At 73.2% G+C, this 24,624-nt stretch carries 18 protein-coding genes and 1 pseudogene; 11 read left to right on the top strand and 8 right to left on the bottom strand.

Going from position 1 to position 24,624, the window contains the following annotated elements:
• Nucleotides 1–111: 111 nt before the first annotated feature.
• The 3 genes from QSK45_RS12625 to QSK45_RS12615 all read right to left on the bottom strand — a co-directional run bounded on the left by QSK45_RS12625 (nt 112) and on the right by QSK45_RS12615 (nt 6,076).
• Nucleotides 112–3,924 (bottom strand): amino acid adenylation domain-containing protein, encoded by a 3,813-nt coding sequence (locus QSK45_RS12625; protein WP_285556337.1) that lies wholly within the window; start codon nt 3,922–3,924, stop codon nt 112–114.
• Between the two features lie 26 nt (nt 3,925–3,950).
• Nucleotides 3,951–4,916, bottom strand: a complete 966-nt coding sequence (locus QSK45_RS12620) for an EamA family transporter (protein ID WP_285556178.1) — start codon at nt 4,914–4,916, stop codon at nt 3,951–3,953.
• 125 nt (nt 4,917–5,041) lie between these two features.
• Complete coding sequence (locus QSK45_RS12615) at nt 5,042–6,076, bottom strand: PrpF domain-containing protein (RefSeq protein WP_285556176.1); 1,035 nt, start codon at nt 6,074–6,076, stop codon at nt 5,042–5,044.
• A gap of 440 nt (nt 6,077–6,516) precedes the next feature.
• Between QSK45_RS12615 and QSK45_RS12610 the strand changes: the two are divergent.
• From QSK45_RS12610 to QSK45_RS12575, 8 genes and pseudogenes are all read left to right on the top strand, one after another.
• Nucleotides 6,517–6,993: pseudogene (locus tag QSK45_RS12610) on the top strand (DoxX family protein).
• 481 nt (nt 6,994–7,474) lie between these two features.
• A complete protein-coding gene (locus QSK45_RS12605) occupies nt 7,475–8,506 on the top strand; it encodes a 3-oxoacyl-ACP synthase III family protein (RefSeq protein ID WP_285556175.1) in 1,032 nt (343 codons plus the stop codon).
• A complete protein-coding gene (locus QSK45_RS12600; protein WP_285556173.1) occupies nt 8,503–9,243 on the top strand; it encodes a glycosyltransferase family 2 protein in 741 nt (246 codons plus the stop codon). Before QSK45_RS12605 ends, QSK45_RS12600 begins: the two co-directional genes overlap by 4 nt.
• Nucleotides 9,243–10,736 (top strand): class I adenylate-forming enzyme family protein, encoded by a 1,494-nt coding sequence (locus QSK45_RS12595; RefSeq protein ID WP_285556171.1) that lies wholly within the window; start codon nt 9,243–9,245, stop codon nt 10,734–10,736. Before QSK45_RS12600 ends, QSK45_RS12595 begins: the two co-directional genes overlap by 1 nt.
• A complete protein-coding gene (locus QSK45_RS12590; RefSeq protein ID WP_285556169.1) occupies nt 10,733–11,506 on the top strand; it encodes a glycosyltransferase family A protein in 774 nt (257 codons plus the stop codon). Before QSK45_RS12595 ends, QSK45_RS12590 begins: the two co-directional genes overlap by 4 nt.
• Nucleotides 11,503–12,651, top strand: a complete 1,149-nt coding sequence (locus tag QSK45_RS12585; RefSeq protein ID WP_285556167.1) for a cytochrome P450 — start codon at nt 11,503–11,505, stop codon at nt 12,649–12,651. The genes QSK45_RS12590 and QSK45_RS12585 overlap by 4 nt, the downstream gene beginning before the upstream one ends.
• Entirely contained in the window at nt 12,648–13,559 is a 912-nt protein-coding gene (locus QSK45_RS12580; protein ID WP_285556165.1) for an NAD-dependent epimerase/dehydratase family protein, read from the top strand. The genes QSK45_RS12585 and QSK45_RS12580 overlap by 4 nt, the downstream gene beginning before the upstream one ends.
• Before the next feature lie 567 nt (nt 13,560–14,126).
• Nucleotides 14,127–15,680, top strand: coding sequence for a hypothetical protein (locus QSK45_RS12575; protein ID WP_285556163.1), 1,554 nt, complete (start codon nt 14,127–14,129; stop codon nt 15,678–15,680).
• Nucleotides 15,681–16,036: 356 nt separating this feature from the next.
• Here the strand turns inward: QSK45_RS12575 and QSK45_RS12570 are convergent, their stop codons facing one another.
• The 4 genes from QSK45_RS12570 to QSK45_RS12555 form a co-directional block, all read right to left on the bottom strand.
• On the bottom strand, nt 16,037–16,819 hold the full coding sequence (locus QSK45_RS12570; RefSeq protein ID WP_285556161.1) for a GntR family transcriptional regulator: 783 nt from the start codon (nt 16,817–16,819) through the stop codon (nt 16,037–16,039).
• Nucleotides 16,820–17,092: 273 nt separating this feature from the next.
• Nucleotides 17,093–18,019 (bottom strand): sulfite exporter TauE/SafE family protein, encoded by a 927-nt coding sequence (locus QSK45_RS12565; protein ID WP_285556160.1) that lies wholly within the window; start codon nt 18,017–18,019, stop codon nt 17,093–17,095.
• On the bottom strand, nt 18,016–19,443 hold the full coding sequence (locus tag QSK45_RS12560) for an MBL fold metallo-hydrolase (protein WP_285556158.1): 1,428 nt from the start codon (nt 19,441–19,443) through the stop codon (nt 18,016–18,018). Before QSK45_RS12560 ends, QSK45_RS12565 begins: the two co-directional genes overlap by 4 nt.
• Nucleotides 19,444–19,655: 212 nt before the next feature.
• A complete protein-coding gene (locus QSK45_RS12555; RefSeq protein WP_285556156.1) occupies nt 19,656–20,858 on the bottom strand; it encodes an NAD(P)/FAD-dependent oxidoreductase in 1,203 nt (400 codons plus the stop codon).
• 357 nt (nt 20,859–21,215) lie between these two features.
• Between QSK45_RS12555 and QSK45_RS12550 the strand changes: the two genes are divergently transcribed.
• On the top strand, nt 21,216–21,719 hold the full coding sequence (locus tag QSK45_RS12550) for a Tn3 family transposase (RefSeq protein WP_285556155.1): 504 nt from the start codon (nt 21,216–21,218) through the stop codon (nt 21,717–21,719).
• Between the two features lie 41 nt (nt 21,720–21,760).
• Here QSK45_RS12550 and QSK45_RS12545 read toward each other — a convergent pair whose 3' ends face one another.
• Nucleotides 21,761–22,399 (bottom strand): TetR/AcrR family transcriptional regulator, encoded by a 639-nt coding sequence (locus QSK45_RS12545; RefSeq protein ID WP_285556153.1) that lies wholly within the window; start codon nt 22,397–22,399, stop codon nt 21,761–21,763.
• A gap of 94 nt (nt 22,400–22,493) precedes the next feature.
• Between QSK45_RS12545 and QSK45_RS12540 the strand changes: the two genes are divergently transcribed.
• Nucleotides 22,494–23,456 (top strand): zinc-binding dehydrogenase, encoded by a 963-nt coding sequence (locus QSK45_RS12540; RefSeq protein WP_285556151.1) that lies wholly within the window; start codon nt 22,494–22,496, stop codon nt 23,454–23,456.
• Between the two features lie 383 nt (nt 23,457–23,839).
• Nucleotides 23,840–24,508: a class I SAM-dependent methyltransferase gene (locus tag QSK45_RS12535; RefSeq protein WP_285556149.1), complete on the top strand. Its 669-nt coding sequence runs from the start codon at nt 23,840–23,842 to the stop codon at nt 24,506–24,508.
• Nucleotides 24,509–24,624: the final 116 nt, after the last annotated feature.

Raw genomic sequence — 24,624 nt, 5'->3', positions numbered from 1 at the left:
GGGTCGTGGAGCACCTCGGCGCCCGGCGCCCCGGCGAGACACGCGCTGTCCGAAGGGAGCCGGATGCCCGCCGCCGCGGGTGGCGAGGACGCGCGGTGGCGGGTCCGGCTCCTACCGGCGGCCGCCCAGCCGGGTGGCGATCGCCGCGGCCAGTTCCGCGACGCCCTGTTGCTTCAGGACGCTGTAGTGGTCACCCGTCAGTTCGACGACCGTCGCAGGAGTGGTGGAGTAGTCGGAGTGGGCCTCGATGAACGAGTAGTCGTCGCCGGCGGCCTTGAAGACGGTCACCGGGGCGTTCAGACGGCGTTCCGTGAGCTCGCGGAAGGTGTACTCGAATTCGTAGGTCTCCGCCACGATACGGGTGATGCGACGGATCAACTGCTGGTCGAGCTCGGGCAGTCGGTCGTGGACGAAGCCCACGAAGCTGTCCTCGTCCCGCGTGGCCGCGAGGCAGGCGTCCACATCCGGACCGCCGACCGTGCCGGTGAAGACCGAGTACAGGATCGCGACGTACACGGGGTTGCGGTAGGTCGCCTCGCGGCCGAAGCGCTCCGCGCCCTCGCCACGGACTTCGGGGTTGCCGGGGCAGATCAGCAGGAGGTGGTCGACCTGGCGGCCGGACTGCTCCAGCTGCCAGGCGGCCTCGAAGGCGACGCGGGCGCCGAAGGAGTAGCCCCAGAGGCTGTACGGGCCCTCGGGCTGGGTGCGCAGGATCTCGGCCACGTCGGCGGCGGCCATCTCGCGGATCGTCGGGTACGGCGTCTCATCGGTGTTGATGCCGTGCGCCTGGATGCCGAAGAAGGGCCGTCCGTCGCCGGCCTCGCGGGCCAGCAGGCGCAGGTTCATCGGGTAGCCGCCGAGGCCGGGCCAGCAGAACAGCGGGCGGCCGGTGCCCCGCGTGTGCAGCGGGACGAGTCGTGAGGAGGGTGCGGCGCCGTCGTCCTCGATGCGGGCGGCGAGGTCGGCGAGCTTCGGGTGTTCGAAGACGACCTGAAGCGGCAGGCGCAGGCCGAACTCGCGGTTGACCCGGTTGACGAGCGCGACCGCGATCAGCGAGTTGCCGCCGCAGGCGAAGAAGTCGTCCTCGACGGACACCTCGTCGTACTTCAGTGCCTTCGCCCAGGCCTCGGTCAGCCATCGCTCCGCCGCAGTGGTGGGGGCGACGTAGGGCCTGCCGGTGTCCGCGGACCGCACCTGCTCGGCGGCGGCCAGGGCCTTGACGTCGACCTTTCCGTTGGCGGTGAGCGGCAGCCGGTCGAGCACCAGGACGCGGTTCGGGATCATGTAGTCCGGCAGCCGTTCGGACAGGTCGTCCCGGATCAACTCGGCCGGGCCCTTCATGTGCACGGTGTCCTCGTTCATCCCCTCGCTGCCGATCTGCTCCTGGCTGACCTTGCCACCGAGGAAGAAGTACGACGGGCCGGTGGGTATCGCGCAGGAGGAGAGGATGTCGTCCACGCGCGTCGCGGCGGGCAGCGGATGGCCGGTCTTGGAACTGTAACCGGACGACATGAAGCCCAGGGCGAGCGCGTTGCGCTGGAGGTGGTGCAGCCTCGTGCCCAGGGTGATGTACTCCAGCCACTCGTCGGCCGCGCGGCTGACGGCGGTGATGCCGAAGCTCGACCGCTCGTACACCTGCTGGTTGATGGCGATCACGTGTTTGGGCAGGACGAGGGCGTCCGAGATGCGTTCGAGGTCGTCGCCGGTCCACCGGTACTGGCCGGCCGGCAGTCCGAGGACGCGGCCCGGGTGGGCCTGCACGTAGATCTCGGTGGGGTCGTGCGGGGGCCGGCCGTCGTTGCGGTCGATGGTGAAGGTGCCCAGGTAGTAGTCCTCGGCGGCGACGTCCAGTCGGTCCATGACAGCGGGCCGGTGAGCGGCCGGGCGGATCATGAGGCCGTACTCGGGCAGGATCTCCTCGAAGACGCCGAGCATGTGCCCGGTCTCGAACTCCAGCACCTCGCGGATGTTGTTCTTGTAGACAGGCTCGATGGCCCGTTTCTTGCCGATGAAGTGCACCCGCAGCGTCGCTTCGGCGTCCTTCGGGGCGTCGGCGATCCGGACCAGGGTGTGGTCGGCGGGGTGGTGGTAGTACACACCGGCGTCCAGGCCGTCCAGGCCGCTGGTCTCCAGGTAGAGCTGCGTGGCGTACAGGGCGCCGGGTGAGGCGTAGGAGTACTTAGGCAGCAGCCGTTCCTCGCTGTGGAACTGGCCGAACCAACGCAGAAGTCGGCCGAGTTCGTCGAGAGTGAGGTCCGCGAGGTCGCGGGAGTGAGCGTCCGCCGGTCGCGCGGCCAGCAGGGCGACGATGTCGTCGCGGGCGACCTGGCCGCCGTCGAAGAAACGATACGTCTTGCGGGCGAACGTCTCGCGTCGCTGCCGAGCGGTCTCCTGCCGGCCGGGCAGGGGCACGACCCGCCTGCCGACGAGTTCGTGCGCGTCGCGGAGGCCGGGGTTCGACAGCTGTGCCCGCACCTGGAGCTTGCTGGCCTTGGACTGGTGGTGCGCGCCGGCGTTGCCCTGGTCCATCAGGGCCGCTTCCCTGGGGTTCAGCTCGACACAGGCCAGCAGGTTGGTGGAGCCGGTGCGCGGGTCCTCGGCGGTGATCGCGGCGGCGCGGCGCACCCAGGTGTGCTCCTCGATGGCCAGGGCGATCTCGTCCAGTTCGACGCGGTAGCCGCGCAGCTTGATCTGGTTGTCGGCGCGGCCGACGAACTGGATCGTGCCGTCGGGGTTCCAGTACGCGAGGTCGCCGGTCCGGTACAGCCGTTCGGTCGGCACGAACGGGGAGGGGACGAACCGCTCCTTCGTCTGCTCGGGGCGGCCCAGGTAGCCGCGGGCCAGCTGGACGCCGCCGATGTAGAGCTCACCCGTCTCCCCGATGTCCACCGGCGCCCGGTTCTCGTCGAGGATGTAGCAGGGGGTGTTGTCGACCGGCACCCCGATGGACACCGATCCGGCGCCCTCGGGCAGCGTCTCGACGTCGACCAGGTGGGCGGTGGCGTTGATGGTGCACTCGGTCGGACCGTACAGGTTGACCAGGGACACCCAGGGGACCTCGTCGAGAAGGGTACGGGCCAGCTGTCGGGACAGCGCCTCGCCGCCGGAGAACACGCGGCGCAGCGTGGTGCACGAGGTGAACCGCTCGGTGTCCAGCAGCGCCTGCAGCAGTGTGGGCACGCACTGCAACGTGGTCACCTCGTGGCGGACGATCGCGTCGATCAGCGCCTCGGGGTCGCGGTAACCGCCGGGCCCGGCCATCACCACATGGGCTCCGACGGCCGGAGCGAGGATCTCCCACTGCGCGGCGTCGAAACTCGCCGGTGTCTTCTGGAGCACGGTGGTGCTCGCGGAGAGGTGCCCGCACATCTGCATCCACCGCATCTGGGAGAGGATGGAGCGGTGCTCGATCAGTACACCCTTGGGCCGGCCGGTACTGCCGGAGGTGTAGATGACGTAGGCGAGATCGCCAGGTGCCGGCGCCGACGGTCTGGCGGGCGGAAACGGGTCGGTGTCGGCGAGCGTGACGATGCGGGTGTCCCGGGGGGCCAGCGACCGCAGGCGGGCGGCGAGATGCTCCTGGGTGACGATGACGCGGGTACCGCTGTCCTCGATCATGTAGCGCAGCCGCTCCTCGGGGTACTCCGGGGACAGCGGCAGGTAGGCGGCGCCCGCGAAGAGGATGCCCCAGGCGCCGGTGATCAGGTCGAGGGACGGTTCGGTGTACAGGCCGACGCAGTGGTCGCGGACCGCGCCGAGCGCGTTCAGCCGGCCGGCCAGCCGGGCGGCGGCGGCTTCCAACTCCCGGTAGGTGATGGTGTCGGTGCCGCTGGTGACCGCCGTGCCATCGGGCCGCGCCGCGGCCTGCTCCCGCAACAGACCGGGCAGGCTTCCGCCCGGGCGTAGGCCGTGGACGCGGGTCATGGAACGTGCGGTGGGCTGTGCTGTGGTCACGGTTTCCCCTTGCCTGCGAGTGCGTGGTGGTGAGTCGACTCCGGTGACGAGCCGCCGGCCTGCTTCCCGGCGCGTCGCGGCTGCGAGATCTGGACCAGCGCGACGGCGGTGATCACCGCTGCGGCGCCGGTGAGTTGGAGCGGTGACAGTCCCTGGCCGAGGACGAGATAGCCGAGCACCGTCGCGGCGAGCGGACTGGCGAAGCCCAGGATCGACACGGCGAGTGCCGGCAGCCGGCCGATGCCGCGGAACCAGACCGCGTAGGCGAGCAGTGCCCCGATCACACTCAGGTAGGCGAAGCCCCCGAGGTTGGCGGCGGTGACGTGGGGGGGCACACCTTCGGCGGCCAGCGTGACGGGGGCGAGCAGCAGGCCGCCGGCCGTGAGCTGCCAGCCGGTGAACGTCAGCACACCCACGCCCTCGGGCCGCCCCCAGCGTTTGGTGAGCACGATGCCCGCGGCCATGCTGACGGCGGCGGCCAGGCCGGCGGCGATGCCGACCAGGTCGACGCCGGACTGCGGAGTGAGGGCGAGCAGTGCCACGCCTGCCACGCCGAGCAGACAGGCGGTCAGCTGCGCCGGGCGGATGGGCTCCTTCAGCAGCGCGGCGCCGAGGAGCAGTACGACCGTGGGCTGGACGGCGACGACCAGTGCCGCCACTCCACCGGGCAGGTGGTAGGCGGCCACGAACAACAGGTAGAAGAAAACGCCTATGTTCAGTGCCCCCAGCGCCCCGGCCCGCCACCACCACGCGCCGCGCGGCAGCTTGCGGCCGATCGCGAGCAGCACCAGCCCTGCGGGCAGCGCCCGCAGGGTGGAGGCCAGTAGTGGTCTGCCGGGCGGCAGCAGTTCCGTCGTGACCAGGTAGGTGCTCCCCCACACCGCCGGGGCCAGCGCCGTGAGCAAGGTGTCGAAGGTCCGTGTCAGTCCGGAGGCCGGTAAGGACGCGCGGGCAGAAGGCATGGGTGAACCGCCTGTACGTTCGGGGAAAGGGGTGCTTCGTCGGCCTGCCGGGCGGGCGTCGCCCGCCCGGCGGGAGGGCCGGCCGTGTCGGTGGATTCGGCGAAGTCGGGGCAGCCGCGGGCGGCTCAGTGGAGCGCGGAGCGCGGGACCGCGTCCTCCTGCCTGAGCATCAGGTCGCGGAGGGGCTCGACGAAGACCGGGCCGTCGTACCGGACGGTCCCGCGCCGCACGCCGACGCGGGTGAGGGTGTCGTCCGGGGTGGTGCCGGTCACCGCGGCTCGTACGACCGTGGTGCCGAACGGGTTGTCGACGACCAGCTCGTCCACCCGGCTCCAGCCCCGCTCGGCCAGCCGCTGCGGGACCGTGCCCTCGATCACGGCTGCCGCGGCGACGGTGACGGCATCGGCCGGCGGCAGCGGACCGGACCCGACCTGCGCCGGAAGTGTCAGCATCGCCAGGCGCCGGTACTCGTACTGGCCGACCGCGGAGACTCTTGGGAACACGCCGTTCTCCGGCAAGCCGAAGCGGCGAGCGCCGGCGCGGCGGATGTCGGTGAGCCGCCCGCGCACGGAGGCGTCCGCTGCGAACAGGGCCGCCTCGTCCCGCAGACCGAGGTCGGCGGCGTCGACGAAGACATGGGGATTGCCCGCGGACACCAAGGAGACCGTCATGCCGTCGAGTTCGTCGCGCGGCGTTCCCGTGGGCAAGAGGTCGCCCAGCCGCCGAGGAGGCTGATAGCCGAACTCCACGGAGAACGTCAGACTGCGGCTCGCCGCACTGACCTCACACGCGACGCGGTCACCGGTGTTCAGGACGTTGACGCGCAACCGAGAGTCGGTACTGAAGGGCGAGAGCCAGGCGAGGCGATGTGCCACGGCGACGGAGGACAGAATCGAGTGCCCGCAGCTGCCCCGTAGTTCGAAACGCGGCGGTGGGCCAGGGAGGTACTGCGCGAACTGGTAGTCCAGGTCGAAAGAGGGGTCCGCGGACGGCTCGATCATGGCGATCGTCGTGACGTCGGCGTCGTGCCGACCGGCGAGCCAGTCACGTGCCAGCAACAGCGTGCTGGTGAGTTCCCGCTCGTCGACAGGCAGTTCCCTGCGGTCCAGCACCAGTGTCCGGTCGCTCTTTCCCGCCGCGTAGCACAGGTGCCCTATCATCCCGTCCCTCCGTAGCTGGGGTCTGCCATGGCCCTCCGACAGTGCCGTCGGCATCGGAAACCTGCCAGTGGCGGTTGCCCGAGTGGGGCCTTGTGCAGCTTGGACGGGGCGGTTGCGGCGTACAACAACCCGTTGGTTAACGGGCGGGGAACCACGGGTTCGCCCAGGTCAGGCGAGGGTCGGTGATCGTTGTCACAGCCCGGCCGGCCCGCCGGCGAGAGGACGGAACGCCCTCGTGGACCCCTCTGACCTGGCCTGCTTCCAGCGTTGGCCGACTGTTCTCCGGAGCGAAATCCCCGGGCACGGCGCGTCCATGTAACGTTCCGCACCGCCGCGCGGGCCGCTGCTCCCCACAGCCGCGCAGTGCCGTCGCTCCTCCCCCAACCCGGCGTCCCGCTACGGCACTTCCCCATTTCCCTGTCTCTTGAAGGACTGAGCTCATGTACCGCACTGTCCCGTCCCCGTCCCCGGCTGCCAAGGCTGCCGGTCCCGTGCAATCACTGGTGCGCGTCGTCGTCGGGTTCCTCTTCGCCTGCCACGGCGCCGCGTCGCTGTTCGGAGTGCTGGGCGGAGCCGTCGGAACGCACGGCGGGACGGTTCCGTCCGGTGCCTGGCCCGGATAGTGGGCGGCCGTGATCCAGTTGGTCGGCGGCCTTCTGGTGGCACTCGGCCTGTTCACCCGGTCGGCGGCGCTGATCTGCTCCGGATCGATGGCGTACGCCTACTTCACCGTTCACCAGCCGACCGGGCTGCTGCCGATCGAGAACAGCGGTGAGCCGTCCGCCCTGTACGCCTGGACGTTCCTGCTGCTCGCCGTCTTCGGCCCGGGTCCGTGGGCGCTCGAACGACTCCTGCCGACCGCGAGGCGGCAGCCGGGGCACCCGGCCCTCGCGGACCAGGTCACGGCGAACGTGTAGCGGGCCGACCCGTTGCCGTGCGTCGGCGACTACGGCGGCGCACGGCGACCGGCGCCGACTCGGCTCGGCGCCCTCTGACCACTGGCGAGTTCACGGGGTCGAGCGTTCGCAAGACCCCTGCCGCCGGCAGACCAGGATCCGCTGGTGTCGTACTCGCCGAACCTCGCCCACCCCCGTGGAGTCACGCGGGCCGGGCAGGACTTGGCGGACACGGCGAACGTCAGCCGCTCGGCGCCGCTGAGGACGGTGTCGGTCGAGCGTCGGTCGGGCCGTGGATGCCTCGCCGCGTCACCACCGTCACCGGCCTGCTCACGGTGACGCGCACCGGGCCTGCCGAAGACCCCGCGCGGGAACGACCCGACGTCGTGCTGCCGGACGGCGCACTGCACAGCCGGCACGACGCTCGAAGCAGCCGATCACCTATTCCGGATGAGTACGAGCACTCAGGCGGGCCGTCCTGACGCGCCCTAGCGTGCAGCCCATGCACATAGACCACGCTGCTCCCGAGCCGCCGCGCCGCCGGGCGGGCATCACCGCGGTGGCCTCCTTCCTGCCGGGACGCGAAGTGACCTCGCGGCAGATGCAGGAGCGCATCACCGCGGCCTCCGGGCTGTCCCTGCCGACGCGCGTCCTCGAACGGGTCACCGGCATCGCGTCGCGTCGGGTGGCCGCGGAGGGCGAGTACGCCTCGACGCTCGCGGTGGGGGCGGCGCGGGCGGCTCTTCACCGGGCCGGACTCGCCCCGCAGGACATGGACCTGCTGGTGTTCGCCTCCGCCACGCGGGACGTGGTCGAGCCCGCGACCGCGCACATCGTCCAGGCCGAACTCGGTTCCCGGGCACACGCTCTGGACGTCACCAACGCGTGCAACAGCTTCGTCAACGGCATCGACGCGGCGCGGGCGATGATTCTCGCCGGCCGCGCCCGCCGGGCTCTGGTCGTCACCGGGGAGACACCGAGTCGCGCGGTCCGGCACACACCCGTCGGCCTCGACCAGTTCCGGGACGGCTTCGCCGGGTACACCTTCGGCGACGCGGGGGCCGCGGTCGTACTGGAAGCGGTGGACCGGGGCGGCATCGTGGACGTCGACACCGAGACCCACTCCGAGCACTGGTCGGTCGGGGGCATCTTCGGCGGCGGTTCGCGCCACCCGCGCGGGGACGAACACACGTACTTCCACGGTGACGGAAGCGAGCTGCGCGAGGTGTTCGAGAAGGTCGGCACGTCGGTGCTCGACCGGATGCGGCAGCGCACCGGGCTGGCGTGGGACGACTTCCGGCACATCCTGGTGCACCAGGTCACCATGCCGTACCTGGAGCGGTTCGTGGAGCTCACCGGTGTGCCCCGGGACCGGCTCGTCGTCACGGTCCCCGAACTCGGCAACATGGCAAGCGCCACGCTCGGCGTCCAGCTCGACCGCGTCCACGAGGGCCTGCGGACCGGTGACCGGGTCCTGTTCGTGGGCCTGGGCGGCGGCGTGAGCATCATGACCATGGTCTGGGAGAAGGCATGAGATCCCTGTGGGTGGTGGTGCCCGCGCACCAGGAGGCCACCCGGATCGGCGCCACGCTGAACGCGCTCGCGGCCCAGCGCGACCGTGACTTCACCCTCGTCGTCGTGGACAACGCCTCCAGCGACGAGACCGCCGAGGTCGCCCGCGACTTCGCCCGCGTGGCTCCTTTCCCCGTCCATGTCCTCAGCGAACCGGAGAAGGGCGTGGGCTGCGCGGTCGACACCGGCTTCCGGTACGCAATCGGGCACGGTGCGACGCTGCTGGCCCGCACCGACGCCGACTGCCTGCCGCACCCGGGCTGGACGGCCGGCGCCCGCGACGCCCTGCGGCGCGGCGCGGGCCTGGCCTGCGGACGCATCGAAGCGCGCCGCGACGAGCAAGGACCGCTCGGGCGGGCCGCTTTCCGCGCCCTGGTCCGCGTCGCCGCCCTCTTCGGCCGGATGCGCCCCGCCCACCGCCGCCGCCACGGCTACCTCGCCCCCTACCGGATGCACGCCGGCAACAACATGGCCGTCACCGCCGCGCTGTACGAGGCCGTCGGCGGGATGCCGCGTCGCCCGTCCCCCACCGACCGGCTCTTCCTGAACCGGGTGCGCCGCCACACCACCGCCATCGTCCACGCCCGCGACATGGTCGTGGAGAACTCCACCCGCCGGCTGCGCGCCTACGGCCTCGTCGGCACCGCCCGCTGGTACCTCGACAAGGGCCCCGGCCGCCACGGGGAGGACCCCCGCTGATGCTCGACATCCTCGCCCACACCCTGCGCCGCCACCCCGACCGGCCCGCCGTCCTCGGCACCACCCACACGGGGACCGTACGCACCAAGGCCACCTTCGGGGATCTGGCCGACCTCACCGACCGCTACGCCGGCGCCCTGCACGCGCGGGGCGTGGGACGCGGCGGCACCGTCGGCGTCGCCGTCCGGTCCGGGCCCCGCGCTCTCGCGGTGATGCTCGCCCTGCACCGGCTCGGGGCGCGCGCCGCGGTGCTCGACCCCGGCGCCGGACCGGACGTACTGCGCGCCCGGCTCGCCCTGGCCCGCCCCGGTCTGGTCCTCGCCGACGCCACCGCCCAGGCCGTCGCCGGCTGGGCCCGGCCGCTGGCCCGCCGGGCCCGTCTGGCCCTGCCGGACCTCGCGGAACTGGGACCGGTGGCCACGGTCGGGCCCCGGATGCCCGGCTGCGCGCCCGCACTTCGAACCGACGGACGCGCGGCGCGGCCCCCGCGCCCGGTGGACGGCGACGGCGACGCGGTCGTCGTGTTCACCTCGGGCACCACCTCGCGCCCCCGTGCCGTGGTGCACACCCGGTCCTCGATCGCGGCCGGCATGGAGACGGTGGCCGAACTGGTCCGGCCGGAGGCCGGGCGTCCCGTTCTCGGCGGAACCTTCTTCGTCCTCGTCCCCTCCCTCGCGAGCGGGGCGCCGGTCGCGCTGCCCGCCCGTTCCTCGCGTGTCCTGGTGCGGCAGCTGCGCCGACTCGCCCCGCAGGCCACCTATCTGACGCCTCCTCAGCTGCGGCGGCTGCTGGCGGAGGGCAGCCGGTTCAACGGTCGCGTGTGGACGGGATCGGCGCCGGCGACCGCCGAGCTGCTGACCCGCGTCAAGCGGGCCGGCGCCGACGAGGCATGGGGCGTCTACGCGTTGACGGAGCTGTTCCCCGCCGCGGCCGTCGAGCAGGCCGACAAGGCCGCCTTCGCCGCTGACGGGGACCTGGTCGGGCCGCCCCTGCCCGGTGTGACGGCGAAGACCGATGCCTCCGGGGAACTGCTGCTCTCCGGTCCCGCCGCCCGTGACCGCTATCTGGGCGAGGACCCGGACCCGTGGGTCGCCACCGGTGACCGGGCACGCCTCGACGGCGGCCGGATCGTGTTGGAGGGCCGCTGCAAGGACATGGTCCTGCGGCACGCGGAGAACATCTACCCGGGGCTGTACGAACCGGCGCTGCACGTACCCGGCGTCGAACTCGCGGTGCTGGTGGGGGTATCGGCCGAGGACGGTGACGAGCGCCTGGTCGCCGTCGTGCAGCCCGGCCCCGGGGCCGACCGCGCCGCGTTGCGCGCGGCCCTGTCCGGGCCGCTGGAGCGCATGGGCTCCGCCCGCCCCGACGCGGTGCTGCTGGCCGACATCCCGCTGTCCGGGCGCTCCCTGAAGCCCGACCGTGCAGCCGCCGCCCGCCTCGCCGGCCGGAGCCTCGCCGTCGGCCGTCCCTCACGACGGAGCCGCGCATGACCGCCCGGAAGGACGGGCCGCTGTGGGTGGTGGTCCCCGCGTACAACGAGGAGGCCGGGATAGGGGCCACCCTCACCGCGCTCGCCTCCCAGACCGACACCGGCTTCACCCTGGTCGTCGTCGACAACGCCTCCACCGACGCGACCGCCGACGTGGTGCGCCGCTTCGCCGCCGCCGCCCCCTTCGGCGTGCACCTCGTCCGCGAGGAGCAGCGCGGCACCGGGGCCGCCGCCGATACGGGCTTCCGGTTCGCCGTGGCGCACGGCGCCGAACTGCTCGTCCGCACCGACGCCGACTGCGTGCCCGCCACCGGCTGGATCGCCGCGGCGCGCGCGGAGTTCACGCGCGGCACGGAGCTGGCCTGCGGCCGGAGCCTCCCGCGCCGGGACGAGTTCCCCTCCCTCGTCGAGCGCCGTCTCCTGCCCGCGGTCGTCAGGGCGACCGCTCTGTACGGGCGCTACCGCACCGAGCACCGGCATCCGCGCTACCGCGCCCCCTACGTGCTGTGCCACGGCCACAACCTCGCCATCACCGCCGCGCTCTACCTGCGGTGCGGCGGCGCGCCGCGCACCCCGCTGGAGGGGCCGCCCGAGGACGTCGTCCTCCTCAACCGGGCGCGCGAGCACAGCGACCGGATCGCTCGGGCGGAGCGGATGGTGGTGCACACCAGCTTGCGCCGCCTGCGGGCCTGGGGCGCCCGCCGGACCCTGCTGTGGTGCTGGGACCGACGCTACCTGCCCGCCGACGTGAAGGAGGTGCACGTCAGATGACCACGGTTCCCGCCGCGCCCGCCGCCTCGGCCCTCCGCGCCGCCCGGCGCCGCGACCGGCGCGTGTACACCCGTTCCCACCCCCTGTTGTTCGCCCTCCTCGCCGCCACCCGCCGCCGTACGGTCGCCCGCGTCGGCGGAGCGGTGCTGGTGCACGGCACCGGGCCCTTCCGGCAGGCCCTCACCCGTGTCCCGCTGGACCGGGCGGCCGCAGGCACCACCGGCGGCGCCGCCCGGGAACTGTCCACGGGCGGCGCGCTGTTCGACCAGGAGGGCACCGGGCACCGCGCCTCCCGGCGTGCCGTCGCCGACGACCTCGGCGCGGCGGGGGTGGAACGGTTGCGCCCGGTGTGGCAGGACGTCCTGAACCGCCGTCTCGCCCCGCTCCGTGCCGGTCGCGACGTCGATCTCGTCGTGCTGGCCCGCGAACTGGCCGGGGCCACCGTCTGCGCGCTGCTGGACACGAGAGGCGATCCGGCGGCCGTCGCCGCTGCGGCCGCCGCTGCGGCCGCAGCCGCCGTACGCGACCACCTGCCCGGCCCCCGGTCGCCCGGCACCGCACGCGCGGCGGCCGCGGCGACGGCACGGCTGGAGGCGCTGCTCGCCCCGGCCGCCGGCGAAGTGACGCGGCCGGCCATGCCGGCCGTGCTCGCGGTCGCCGCCGTCAACACCACCGTCGCGGCCCTCCCGCGCGCCGCCGCCTGGTGCGCCGACGCGGGGCTCTGGGACCAGGCGGCCGACGACCGGCTGCGCTCGGCCCTGGTGAGCGAACTGCTGCGGGTGACCGCCCCCTCCCCGCTGCTGCCCCGCGTGGCGGCGGCCGACGCGGAACTGGACGGCTGCCCGGTGCGGGCCGGGGACCGCCTGATCCTGGTGGCGCGGCACGCCGTGCGGGCCCATGACGAACCACCGGACGCCCGTCACCCGGCCCCGCCCGCCGTGGCCCAGCTCGTCTTCGGTGCCGGCACCCACGCCTGTCCCGGCGCCCGCCTGGCCCGCGCCCAGCTCGACGACACGCTCGCCGCGCTCGCCCCCCACCGCCCCGTCGTCCTGCGCGCACGCGTGGACCGGAGCGCGGCCCTGCCCGGCTGGCGCTCCCTCACCGTGCGGGCGGGAGAGGCCCGTCGACACCCGGAGACCCCGTGACCACGATCGCCGTCACCGGCGCGAGCGGCTTCTGCGGTTCCCGTGTCGCCACCGCGGCCGCCGCCCGCGGCGCCGCCGTCCACTGCGTCGGGCGACGCCCCGGCCCGGTCGGCCGGCACATCCCCTGGGACGCCGCGCGCGAGGTGCCGGACCTGTCCGGCGCAGACCTCGTCGTGCACTGCGCGGCGGCCGTCGGCGACCCGGTGCCCGGCTCCCCGGCCGAGGCCGCCATGCACGCCGTCAACGTCGACGGCACCGCGCGGCTGCTCGAGGCGGCCGCCGGCCGACCGGTCGTATGGGTGAGCAGCGCCAGCGTGTACGCGCCCGCCGCCGAGCGCTCCCGCATCACCGAAGACCACCCGGTGCGCGGGCACCTGAACGCGTACGGCCGCACCAAGGCCGCGGGTGAGTCGCTGGCGCTCGCCGCCGGCGCCGTGGTGCTGCGGCCGCGGGCGGTCTACGGTGTCGGGGACCCGCACCTGGTACCCCGGCTGCTCTCCCGCGTACGACGTGGTCTGCTCATGCTGCCGGGGCCGAGCGTCCGGCTCAGCCTCACGGCCGTCGAGAACCTCGCCGACGCCTGTCTCACCGCCGCGGACTGGCCGCCGGGCGCGTACAACATCGCCGATCCCACGCCGTACGAACGCGACGAGGCGATCGGGGCGGTCCTGCGCGCCCACGGCGTACGGGCGCGCATCGGCCACGTCCCGCTGCCGGTGGCCCGGATCGTGGCGGCCACCGCCCAGACGCTGGCCCGGCTACGGCCGCACGCGGAACCGCCACTCACCCGCTACGCCGTCGACCAGCTGGCGCATTCCGTGGTCCTGGACGTGTCCAGGGCCGTGTCTCAGGGGTGGGCGGCCGGTCACACGCTGAAGGACTACGAAACGGCCCTGCTCAGCAGGTGAACGGCCGTGGAGGCGCCGAACGAGGGGTGCGGGGCGGCGGAGACGCCACCGCCGCGCCCCCGTGTGCCGCTTCCGCCGCTGGTCGGCGAAGGCGTGCGCCACGTCGGCCGCGGCAGTCGGTCCAGGTCCCGTGACGGGCTGACCACCGGGGTCCGTCCCGCCTGCGACGGCCGGGTCCGCCGCGTCCGGTGCCGGGTGCGCTGAGCGGGGTGCTGTCCGGAACCTCCCCGTGTGATCCGGGGCCACGCCGGGCTGCGGATCGGTCGCATACACACGGTGGGCGGCATGCGGCGTTCCCGTCGGCCTGGAGGATGCGCGCGACGGCGGGGTGCTCGGCATCGGCGTCCGACCGTGGACGGCGCGGTCGCCACGCGGGCGATCGGTCCACCGCCGCCGTCCGTCACGGTGATCACGCCGGGAACCTCCGCAACGACGGGCCGTCCGCCCTCAAATCCCCTACGGACACCGCCCGTTCACTCGAAATCCATACAACCTTACGGCGACGTCCGAGGTCATGGCGGGTGGCTCCCGGGATCCCCCGGTGTCCGAACAGCCAGAGGAGTTCGCATGACTTCAACTCCGGTTCGCGCCGGAACCGCAGACAGGAGGCGAGCACGACTGGCCCTGGGCGTCCTCGGTGTGGCGACGGCCCTGGCGGGAGCGTCGGCCGGAGCCGCGGTGGCGGCGCCGGGCCCGGCCGGCGTCGATGTCGTACTGGACGGCCCGGCGACCGCCACGGCGTATCCGTATGCGCCGTTCGACGGTCCGCTGTTCGTCGACGTGGCCGACAGGGGGACGAGCAAGATCGGTTCCTACACGCTCACCCTCGACGCCACCTCGCTCAAGGGTGTCGCCGATGTGACGGTCGAGGCGACACCGTGTCCCGAGAAGTCGGACCACGTCCTGGTCTGCCCGAAGAGCAGCGCGACGCCGCTGCACGGCTCCGACCAGTTCGTGCTCGACGTGCGGCGCGCGAAGGGTGCGACGGTCGGGAGCTCGGGCGAGATCCGTATGTCCGTGAGGTCGGACGGGGTGCGGCTCGCGACGCGGACGATCAAGGTGACGGTCCCCGACGCGGGCCTGGTCCCCGACCGGCTGGAGCGCACCCCCGGCGGCAAGGCGGTGAAGCCGGGCACCGCCATGAAGGTGACGGCCGGGTTCACGAACTACGGTGCCACGCCACGGGACAGCACGGTCGTCCTCATGCGCTACGAGGGCCTGACGCCGGGCAAGGAGTTCCGCAACTGCGAATACGGCTCCCACGGCGGCACCGAGCAGGGCAGCGGCACGGCCCGCTGCGAGGTCAAGGGTCCGATCGGCGTCAACGGTTCCTACGACCTGGACCTGGGCACGATGACGGCCGACGCCGCCGTGCTCGGCGGTCACTTCGACATCACGTACGACGCCGCGGAGTTCCGGTGGCAGGACGGCCGGTCCCACCACCCCGGCACCGGCGCCGAACTGGAACTGACCCCGCGTCCGGCCGACGCTCCCCCGGCCACGCCGCACGACGGCGCCATGCGCTTCGGATTCGACGTCGACAACACCGCGGACCTCCAGGCCGTGGGAACCACCGTCCGGCAGGAGAAGGCCGGCGACGTGGTGAAGGCAACGGTGGGCGTGCGCAACAAGGGGCCCGCCGGGATGGACGCCTGGCTCGGCAGCGAGCCGGGCGAGGACCCGCCGTTCTCGACCCGTGTCCTCCTCCCGGCCGGCACGGAGGCGGTCGCCACCCCCAAGGGCTGCGTCACGTCGACGGCCGGGAGCGGCGCCGTCTCCTACCACTGCTTCCACGACGTCGACGACTTCTGGATCGAGTCCGGCCAGTACACGAGCTGGACCTTCGACCTGCGCGTCGTCGATCCGGCCGCGCTGAGGCCGGGCAGCATCGAGGTGAGCGTGCCGGGCAACGATCCGGACGCGGGCGACAACACCGCGGCGATCGTCGTCCACGCCCCGGGCAGTGGTTCCGGCGGCAAGGGCACGGGGGGCAGCGCGCACGGGTCCACGGCCGAGCCCGGTCCGAGCCCGGTGGTGCCGCTGGCGGCCGTGGGCTCGGCCCTGGCCGTCCTCGTCGGCGGCGCGGTGTTCGTCGGCCTCCGCCGCCGCGGGCAGGGCTGAACGCCCCTGGGGCCGTATCGGGCTCGGGTCCCGTGCGCGACGTGCCCCGCCGAGGGAGCGCCGTGGCAAGGTGCGCGGGAACTCCCGGCCGGTGGAACCCCGTGCGTGCGGCGGGCCGGGTGCACCGGGTCGCGGCGGACGCGGTCCCATCGGCCACGACGTCGCACCGGCGCCGCGTACGGCCTGCCACCCGCGGCCCGGCGGCCCGCCGGGTCCGGGCGTCGCCGGTGCGGACGCCTCGGCTGCCCGGCCCCCGCACCGAGCGGGGCGCCGAGTACGGCCGGTTCGAAGGGATCCGCACCCCGCGCCCGCTACCTCGGGCCCGAGGAGTCTCGGGCCCGAGGGGTCATCCCCGGTCAGGGCGCGCTGACCGGAGCGCCCAGCCGGTAGCCCTCGTCCATGGAGAACGCGGCAGCGACGGAGAAGCGATCAGCTCGGACGAGCGTCTGCCGCCACTCGACCTGACGCCGGTCGGTGTCATGAGCGAGTCGGTCGATCGCGAACAGCGCGGTCGACGCCGGGCAGTCGAGCAGCACGCGCTCCCCGCGGCCGGGCACGACGGCCCGTATGCGTTCCCAGCCGCCGCTGATACGGGTGCCGCAGTGGCGTTCGAGCTCGTCGTAGAGCGAGGTGCGGGTGAAGTCGACGTCCAGGAGCGGACGGGCCACGGCCGCGGGAAGCCACACGCGGTCGACGGCGAGGGGCTGCTCGTCGGCGAGACGGAGGCGTTCGAGGTAGACGAGCGGTGTGGACTCCTCGAGTCCCAGACGGGCGGCGATGACACCGTCGGCGCGCTCGTCGAGCACGCGTACGACGCTGCGCTGGACGGCGCCGACCTCCTCCACGGATCGGAAGAGGCTGTACCCCTCGCCGACCTTCTGCTCCAGCGGGCGGCCGGCGGTGAACTGGGAGACCCGGCCGCGCCGGGCGGTGACGAGGCCCTCCGCACGAAGCTGGCGGAGGGCCTCGCGAACCGTGTGCCGGCTCACCTGGTACTCGGCCACCAGGTCGTGCTCGCCGGGGAAGACGTCGCGGAACTCCCCGTCTTCGAGACGGCGCAGCAGGTCGGCGCGAAGCTGTGCCCACAGCGGCTTGCCCGCGGATCGGATGAGGGTACGGGGGCCGGGTAGGGATGTCACCGGCGTCTTCCTGGGGCTCGGGGGGCGGGCTGATGCTGCTGACACGAGGTGAATGTTCGTACATTTCCGGGGACGGTGCAAACTCGCGCTCCTCGGTCCCGGCGGTGAGCGGGTGACCCGGTACGCGGAGGGGCCCACGTGACCGGCGCCCCTACCGCCGGGCGGGCGGCGGGGGCCGTCGGCGCCCGCGTCGGGCTCGGACACCGCCGGTCGGCTGTCGCCTGACCGGCGGTGCCCGTCGCCCGCCGCGGGGGCCCAGCCGGACACGCACCGTCAGACGATCACGTCGATGAGCATGAACGCGGCCATCGCGAGGAGTACAACGGCGAAGGTGCGCTGCAGGGCGGCCCCGGAGAGCTTGGCCGCCAGCCGTTTGCCGTCCCAGGCGCCGAGCACGGCGGCGCCCACGAACGGGCCGAAGACCGCGAGGTCGAGGGACGTCCCTCCGGCCGCCATCCGGGTGGCCAGGGACACCACCGAGTTGATGAGGATGACCACGAGGCTGGTGCCGACGGCCTTCCGCATCGGCAGGCGGAGCACCGACACCAGGGCCGGCACGGCCAGGAAGCCGCCGCCGACTCCCAGCAACCCGGTCACCGCACCCAGGCCGGCTCCGGCCATGGCGGTGCGGACATACCCGGCCCGGCCCACAGACCCGCTGGGGGCCTCGACGCCGCCGGCGTCCTCCGCCTCCGTGCTCGTCGCGGCCCTTCGGGGTTCCGGCTGGACGGCCGGTGTCCCGGTGCGCCCGGTGTGACCGGAGCGGGACGCCGCCACGGCCTGCTCGGGTGCCGCGGCCCGCGAGGCGGACGCGACAGGCCGGCCGGCCCCCCGCGCCGCGCGGAGACCGCGCAGCATCACCAGGGCGGCGAAGGCGGCCAGGACCGCGAACGCGGTGGTCAGGAGGGCCTGCGGGATGCGATGGGCGAGCACGGACGCGCCGATGGCCGGTGCCACGCCGGCCGCGGCGAACAGGGCTCCGGTCCGCCAGCGGATGTTGCCGGTGCCCGCGTGGCGGGCGAGCGCGGTGACGGAGGTGATGGTGACGACGACCAGACTCGTGGTCCCGGCGTCGGCGGGTGCGAGGCCCAGGAGGTAGACCAGGGCCGGCACCGCGAGCACACCCCCGCCACCGCCGAGCGCACCGAGCGCCAGGCCGACCACGGCTCCGCAGAGCAGGGCGAGGATCAGCACACTCACGCCGAGACGCCGCCCGGCATGGTGTCGGCGGGGTGCGCGACCGCGCCTCGCCATGCGGCGAAGCCGCCGCGCAGGTCGGTGGTCTCGAAGCCGCGGGCCCGCAGGACGGACGCGGCCACCGACGAGCGGTTGCCGCTCGCGCAGAACACGGTCAGCGGCCGGTCGGTCGGCAGTTCGCCGAGGCGGCCGACCAGCTCGGGCAGCGGGACGAGGAGGGCGCCGGGGATGGTGCCGTTCTCCCGGACCTCCCCCGGCCCGCGCACGTCCACCAGCGCGAAGCCGTCCGCGTCCGCGGCGAGCCGGGCTTCGACGTCGGGGGCCTCCACGCGCACGCCGGCGGTCAGGTATTCGGCGCCGACGGCCTCGACCGGGGTCGCCAGGGCGCCGAGGACACGGTCGAAGCCGATGCGGGCGAGACGGTTGCGGGCCTCGCGCGCGGTGTCCACGTCACCGCACAGGACGATGTCGTCCCGGGCGTCGAGCACCTCGCCCGCGAGCTCGGCGAAACGTCCGCCGAGGGGGACGTTGACGGCGCCGGGCAGGTGGGAGGAGGCGAACGACTCCGGGTCCCGCGTGTCCAGGACGACGGCGCCGCCCGCCCGTGCGTCGAGGAAGGCGTCGGGGGCGAGGGAAGGGACGGGGGTGTCCTCGTCCAGGACCGGACGGGCCTCGCGGTTGCGCACGGACGTGAACGCGAAGTAGGCGGGCGCGGCGGGCTGGCCCTCGGTCACGACGGAGACGAACTCGTCCTCGGTCATGTCGGCCAGGGCGTAGTTGCCCCGGCGCTGGTTGCCGATGGTGCAGCTCAGCTCGGTCGAGAGGTTCTTGCCGCAGGCCGAGCCGGCCCCGTGCGCGGGATAGACGCGTGTGTCGTCGGGGAGGGTGAGCAGGCGCTCGCGGGTGGAGTGGTACAGGGCGCGGGCCATCTCCTCGGCGGACCGGCCGCGGGAGCTGAGCAGGTCGGGACGGCCGACGTCACCGATGAACAGCGTGTCGCCGGTGAGGACGCCGTAGGGGACGGCGTCGTCGGCGTGCTCGCGTACCACGACGCAGATCGACTCGGGGGTGTGGCCGGGGGTGTGCAGGATCTCCAGGTCGACCTCCCCGAGGCTGAGGTGCTCACCGTCGTCCAGGGGGTCGGTGTCGAAGTCGAGGGAGCCGACGGACCCGTAGGAGATGCGGGCGCCGGTGCGCTCCGCCAGCTCCAGGTGACCGGAGAGGAAGTCGGCGTGGATGTGGGTCTCGATGACCCTCTCGATGGTCAGGCCGTGCCGTTCGGCGGTGGAGATGTAGTCGTTGACGTCGCGCTGGGGGTCGACCACGACGGCCCGGCCGGTGGTGCGGTCGCCGACGAGGTACGAGGCGTGGGAGAGGCACTCGAGGTAGAACTGCACGAAGACCAGCGGCTTGGTGTGGTTCGTCATGACGGGCTCCTGAAGGATGAGCGGTGACGGTGCGCCGGGGCGTCGGGCCCGGGGCGCGGGTGGCAGGTGGCGAGCCGGTGGGGCGGCGCGGATTCGACGGCGAAGGCGCGGTGGCCGAGGGGCGGTGTACGCCCGGGGCCGGGACGGCGGGTGCGACGCGCCGGGCCGAGGGGCGGTGCGGCGGTCGGACCGTTCCGGCCCTCGGAGGCGGGTCAGGCGAGCCCTCGGAGCATGAGGTTCCAGTAGAGGAAGGGCAGGCCGCGCCGCTTGAGGTACCACATGTCGGTGCGCTCGCGGATGGTGTCGATCACCGGGATCGACGGGGTGGGCCGGCCGCTGTAGTCGAACTCGGCGAGCAGCATCTTGTTGCGGGCCGTGGTCAGCGGGCACGAGGAGTAGCCGTGGTACGCGGCCGTGGGTTCCCGGCCGTTCATCGTGGCGAGGAGGTTCTCGACGACCACGGGCGCCTGCTTGCGCACGGCGGCGCCGGTCTTGGAGTTCGGGGACGAGCCGGCGTCCCCGAGGGCCCAGACGTTGGGGTACCTGACATGCCGCATGGTGTGCTTGTCGATCTCGACGTAGCCGGCCGGGTCGTCGGCTCCGGCGAGCGGGCCGCGCTTGATCCAGTCCGGGGCGCTCTGCGGCGGTACGAGGTGGGCCATGTCGTACGGCAGGGTCTTCTCGGCGCCGGTGCCCAGGTCGGTGACGACCACCTCGCGGGCCTCGGGGCGTACCTCGGTGACCTCGCTGCTGTAGTGGACGTTGATCCCGTACCGGCGGACCACCTCGTCGAGCACGCGCGCGAACTCCGGAACGCCGAAGATGCCGGCGCCGGGTATCACCAGGTGGACGTCGATCTTTCCGAGGAGGCCCTGCTCACGCCAGTAGTCGGCGGCGAGGTAGGCGATCTTCTGGGGGGCGCCGCCGCACTTGATGGCGCCCGTCGGCATGCTGAACACCGCGCTGCCCGAGCGCAGCCCGCTGATGAAGCGCCAGGTGGCGGGAGCGGTGTGCGGGAGGTAGTTGCTCGACAGACCGTCCTGGCCCAGCCCGGCCTCCAGGCCCGGTATCCGGTCCCAGTCCAGCTGGATGCCGGGGCAGACCACCAGGTGGTCGTAGGAGACGGTACCGCCGTCGTCCAGCGCCACCTCCTGGGCTTCCGGGTCGATGGCGACCGCGGCGTGGCGTATCCACCGCACGCCCTTGGGCATGACGCTCTTCTGCGGGCGGATGCTCTCCTGGAGTGGCGCTCGTCCGCCGCCGACCAGCGTCCACAGCGGTTGGTAGTAGTGGTCGAGGCTCGGATCGAGAACCGCGACGTCCTTCTCACCGGCTCGGCGGAGCCGAGCCGCGACCGAGATACCCGCGGTCCCACCGCCGATGATCACAGTCCGGTGGTGCTGATTGGTCACCAAGGGAACCCTCCCGCTCAAATGTACGTACATTTAAGCTAAGCGGCCCGGCCCGGATGCGCAAGTCACCTGCGGAAATCTCACATCAGTTGTACGTACATTTCCTCTTGTCCTGCGGCTGAGCACGTGCCCGCCTCGCCCACGGCCGGAGCGCAAGCCGGGCGCGCCCGCGGAGGCGTCGTGCCTCCTGTGGGTCACGCGCGGGTCGGCGGTCGTCGCGAGGGGACGGCACCGGTGCGCCGCTGATGGGGACAGGGGCCGGGCGGCGACGGCCTGCCGCGGCCGCCGGCCCTCGGGCAGTGGCGACGAGCGTGTCCTCCCCGGCGTCCGGGGGCTTCCGGCGCGTCCGGCGCGACCACGATGTGTTCGCCGGCCCGTCGCACCACCGGTCCGACCCGCGGGCCCGCCCGCGGGAGGGCAGGGTGCGCGCGTACGGCCCGCCGCCGATGCTCGACCGCGCGGGCCCCACACCCCGCCGGGGCAGGCGTTCGGCGGGTACGGCGGATCGCCCGGACGGAGCGCCTGCCGCGGACGGCCGACCCGGTCGACGCCACCTGCCGTCGGCGGACGATCCGTCAGCTCACCGTGCGGGAGTCGCGCCACAGGCTCGCGAGGGACGTCTGCCACGGCGGGCACGGCACCATCCACCAGGCGTACCGCGACGGGATGGGGGACGAAGGACGAACTCGGCTCGCTCGGCCGTCCCTCGACGTCACCTCGCCGTGGACGACGCGCCGCGTCGACGCCGCCGTCGCGCGACTCCGGGCCGAGGGCCATGGGAAGAGGGGCCGCGACGCCGGCCGGCGCGGCCGCGGTGAACGCCTACACCTCGCTCCGGCGACCGGAAACGTCCGCCGCGGGTAGCCGAGATCACCGCAGAGGCGCTGCCGCGGTGGACCCGGCATTCACCGCGACAGGCCGTGGGGTGGCGCGGGCGCCAGCCGGGCCGCCGGTGGTAGTGGTGCGTGCCGAGGGCGGGCTTCGAATGCCTGGATCACCAGCGCCGAGAAGCGCCGGGATGCCTTGACCCGGGTGGCGGTCGACGTGGCCTGGATCCCCTTGTTGGCCATGAGTACGAGAATCAGGTCGTCCAGGACGAAGTCGGAGCGCAGGTGCCCTGCTTCCTTGGCTCGCCGGGCCAGTTCGGCGACTGCTCTCACCGTGTACTCACGTCCTGCGGCGACATCCTTCACTCCCGGGTAGGCCGACAGGAAGGCTTCGGTGAAGCCCCGATCGCGTGCGTGCAGCTCACAGATCTTCTCGATCACCAGGCACAGGCCATGCCACGGATCGGGATCGGCGCACCCCTCGTCGACAATGGCGCGGCATGCGTGCAACTGGTCCGCGAAGACCTCGGCGACCAGCATCCGCTTGGTCGGGAAGTGACGGTACAAGGTGGCGGGTCCCACCCCGGCACGCCGCGCGACCTCCCTCATCGGCACGTCCAGACCGTCGGCGGAGAACAGCGCTCGGGCCGCTTCGAGGATGCGTTCGCGATTGTCCATCGCGTCGGAACGCAGCGTGTGAGGCAAACGGTCGGTCACCGCTCTCACTTTACCTAAGCGGACGGGGGCGTCCGTTACCGTCCGAGCCGTAGAAGCACTCGCGCTTGAGCCGTCCGAGAACCTGGAGACCGCGTTGAAGGCAATCTCGATCCAGACGTTCGGAAGTCCTGACGGGCTGGCCGTCGTCGACTTGCCGGTACCCGCACCCGCCGCCGGGCAGGTACTGATCGCCACCGAGGCGGTGGGCGTCGGTGGTCTCGACACCGTGATCCGTAGCGGGGCCCTGGCCGCCTACGGCTTCAAGGAGGGCCACATCCCGGGCAGCGAGGTCGCGGGCACCGTGGCCGCGGTGGGTGACGGCGTCGACGCGTCGTGGATCGGCCGACGGGTGTGGGGCTTCACCGGCACCGGCGGAGGCTGCGTCGAACAGGCCGTCGCGCCGGTCGAGCAGGTTCTTCCCCTGCCCGACAGCCTGTCCGCCGCCGCCGCGGTGACGCTCGGCAGCGCCGGCGCGGTGGCCCACTTCGGGCTTCGCCACGCCCGTTTCGCGCCCGGCGAGGCGGTCTTGGTGCGTGGCGCGGCCGGCGGTATCGGGATCATGGCGGTGCAGCTCGCGGCTCGCGGTGGCGCCGCCGTGGTGGCGGTCACGACATCGTCGTCCGAGCGCGGCGAGCGGCTGCGCCGTCTCGGCGCGACCCACGTGCTGGACCGCTCCGGCGACGGAGGGGGGAAGGCTCCCGCGGGCTATGACGTCATCATCGACGTCGTGGCCGGTGGGGACATGCCGTCGTTCTTCGACAGGCTCAACCCGAACGGCCGCATGGTGGTCGTGGGCGCTGTCGCGGGTCAGCCGCCCGCGGACTTCGGCACGAGGATCATGGCGGCGTTCCAGAAGTCGATGTCCTTCGCCGCCTTCAGCGCAGCCACCGTCGCCCCGGCCGACCTGGGTGCCGTACGGAGCGAGCAGTTCGGCGCAGCCGGCCGTGGCGAGATCGAAGCAGTGGTGCACGAACTGCTGTCGCTGGACGAAGCGGCGTCGGCCCATCGGAAGATGGACGCGGGCGAAGTCTTCGGCAGGATCGTGCTGACACCGTAGCCTCCGCGCTCTCTCCTGCGTGGGCTGGGGCATCCAGGGGCCGGGGTCCGCCGTGCGAGAGGCCGGCGCGGCCCTCTCGCGATGCCGTACAGGCGCGGGTTGAGGCCGGCGCGGCCCTCTCGCGATGCCGTACAGGCGCGGGTTCACTCGTTTCCACGGTGGATCGTGCCGCCCGTTCGGCCGGGGCGCGGGGGCCGGTGCGGAGGCCGCAGTGAGGTTGAGGCGGGCGCCCATGTCGAGGTTCGCCTCCCCGAACGGGCGGACGTGGGACCAGAACGGCGGGCCGCTTCGCCGCGGGCGATCACGGAGTCGGCGCCGTCGCAGGACCGGTCGGGAGTGGATGGCCGGGGACCCAGGTGACCGCACAGTCCTATTGTTGGCCGATGCGCGCACATCCCGTTGACCGCCCGGCCGATCTCGACGTCGTACGTGAGTCCTACGACCGGGTGGCCGACAACTACGCCCACATGGTCGTGACGACGGGAGTCGGCGACATCCGCAGGCATCCATGGCTCAAGGCGTCGATCGACGCCTTCGCCGACACCGTGCGCGGGCTCGGGCCCGTCCTCGACGTCGGCTGCGGGCCCGGAACGGTGACCGCCTACCTCGCCGAACGCGGACTCGACGTGTCCGGGGTGGATCTCTCTCCTCGCATGATCGAGAACGCGCGCCGGCTCCATCCGGAGTGCCGCTTCGCCGTCGCTTCCGCCACCGAGCTGGACCTCGGTGAAGCGTCCCTCGGCGGCGTGCTCGGGTGGTGGTCACTGTTCAACCTCCCCCGGGACGTCCTGCCCCAGGTCCTCGCCTCGTTCGCGCGCGCGTTGAAGCCGGGCGGACACTTCATCACCGCGACACACGTCGGCGACGAGGACGTGGTGCGCACCGAGGCCTACGGAGGCGTACCCGTCCGCTGGACGACACACAAGTGGCGGCCGGAACAACTCGTCGACCTGATCGAGCAGGCCGGCCTGGACCCGGTCGCGGAGCTGCGCCTCCCCCCGGAGGAGTACAGCGGGCCCGGTCTGGTCGTCATGGCCAAACGCCCCGGCTGACGAGCGTCAGGGGGGTCGGTACGTCCGGAGGGCGTGTGGCCTCGTCGCGGCGACACGCCAGGCTGACCCACGAGAGGCTCTTCGAAGGCGAGGATCTCTTCCGCGCGGCCGGCCAT

Source organism: Streptomyces hygroscopicus subsp. hygroscopicus, from assembly GCF_030269125.1.
Taxonomy (GTDB): domain Bacteria; phylum Actinomycetota; class Actinomycetes; order Streptomycetales; family Streptomycetaceae; genus Streptomyces; species Streptomyces hygroscopicus_C.
The sequence above is the reverse complement of the archived record's forward strand: the minus strand, read 5'-3'. Positions and strand labels throughout refer to the sequence as shown.

Excerpts from the sequence above, each read along its gene's own strand:
- QSK45_RS12625 (WP_285556337.1), bottom strand. The coding sequence starts at position 3,924 with ATGACCCGCGTCCACGGCCTACGCCCGGGCGGAAGCCTGCCCGGTCTG.
- QSK45_RS12620 (WP_285556178.1), bottom strand. The coding sequence starts at position 4,916 with ATGCCTTCTGCCCGCGCGTCCTTACCGGCCTCCGGACTGACACGGACC.
- QSK45_RS12615 (WP_285556176.1), bottom strand. The coding sequence starts at position 6,076 with ATGATAGGGCACCTGTGCTACGCGGCGGGAAAGAGCGACCGGACACTG.
- QSK45_RS12605 (WP_285556175.1), top strand. The coding sequence starts at position 7,475 with ATGCACATAGACCACGCTGCTCCCGAGCCGCCGCGCCGCCGGGCGGGC.
- QSK45_RS12600 (WP_285556173.1), top strand. The coding sequence starts at position 8,503 with ATGAGATCCCTGTGGGTGGTGGTGCCCGCGCACCAGGAGGCCACCCGG.
- QSK45_RS12595 (WP_285556171.1), top strand. The coding sequence starts at position 9,243 with ATGCTCGACATCCTCGCCCACACCCTGCGCCGCCACCCCGACCGGCCC.
- QSK45_RS12590 (WP_285556169.1), top strand. The coding sequence starts at position 10,733 with ATGACCGCCCGGAAGGACGGGCCGCTGTGGGTGGTGGTCCCCGCGTAC.
- QSK45_RS12585 (WP_285556167.1), top strand. The coding sequence starts at position 11,503 with ATGACCACGGTTCCCGCCGCGCCCGCCGCCTCGGCCCTCCGCGCCGCC.
- QSK45_RS12575 (WP_285556163.1), top strand. The coding sequence starts at position 14,127 with ATGACTTCAACTCCGGTTCGCGCCGGAACCGCAGACAGGAGGCGAGCA.
- QSK45_RS12560 (WP_285556158.1), bottom strand. The coding sequence starts at position 19,443 with ATGACGAACCACACCAAGCCGCTGGTCTTCGTGCAGTTCTACCTCGAG.
- QSK45_RS12550 (WP_285556155.1), top strand. The coding sequence starts at position 21,216 with ATGTGTTCGCCGGCCCGTCGCACCACCGGTCCGACCCGCGGGCCCGCC.
- QSK45_RS12535 (WP_285556149.1), top strand. The coding sequence starts at position 23,840 with ATGCGCGCACATCCCGTTGACCGCCCGGCCGATCTCGACGTCGTACGT.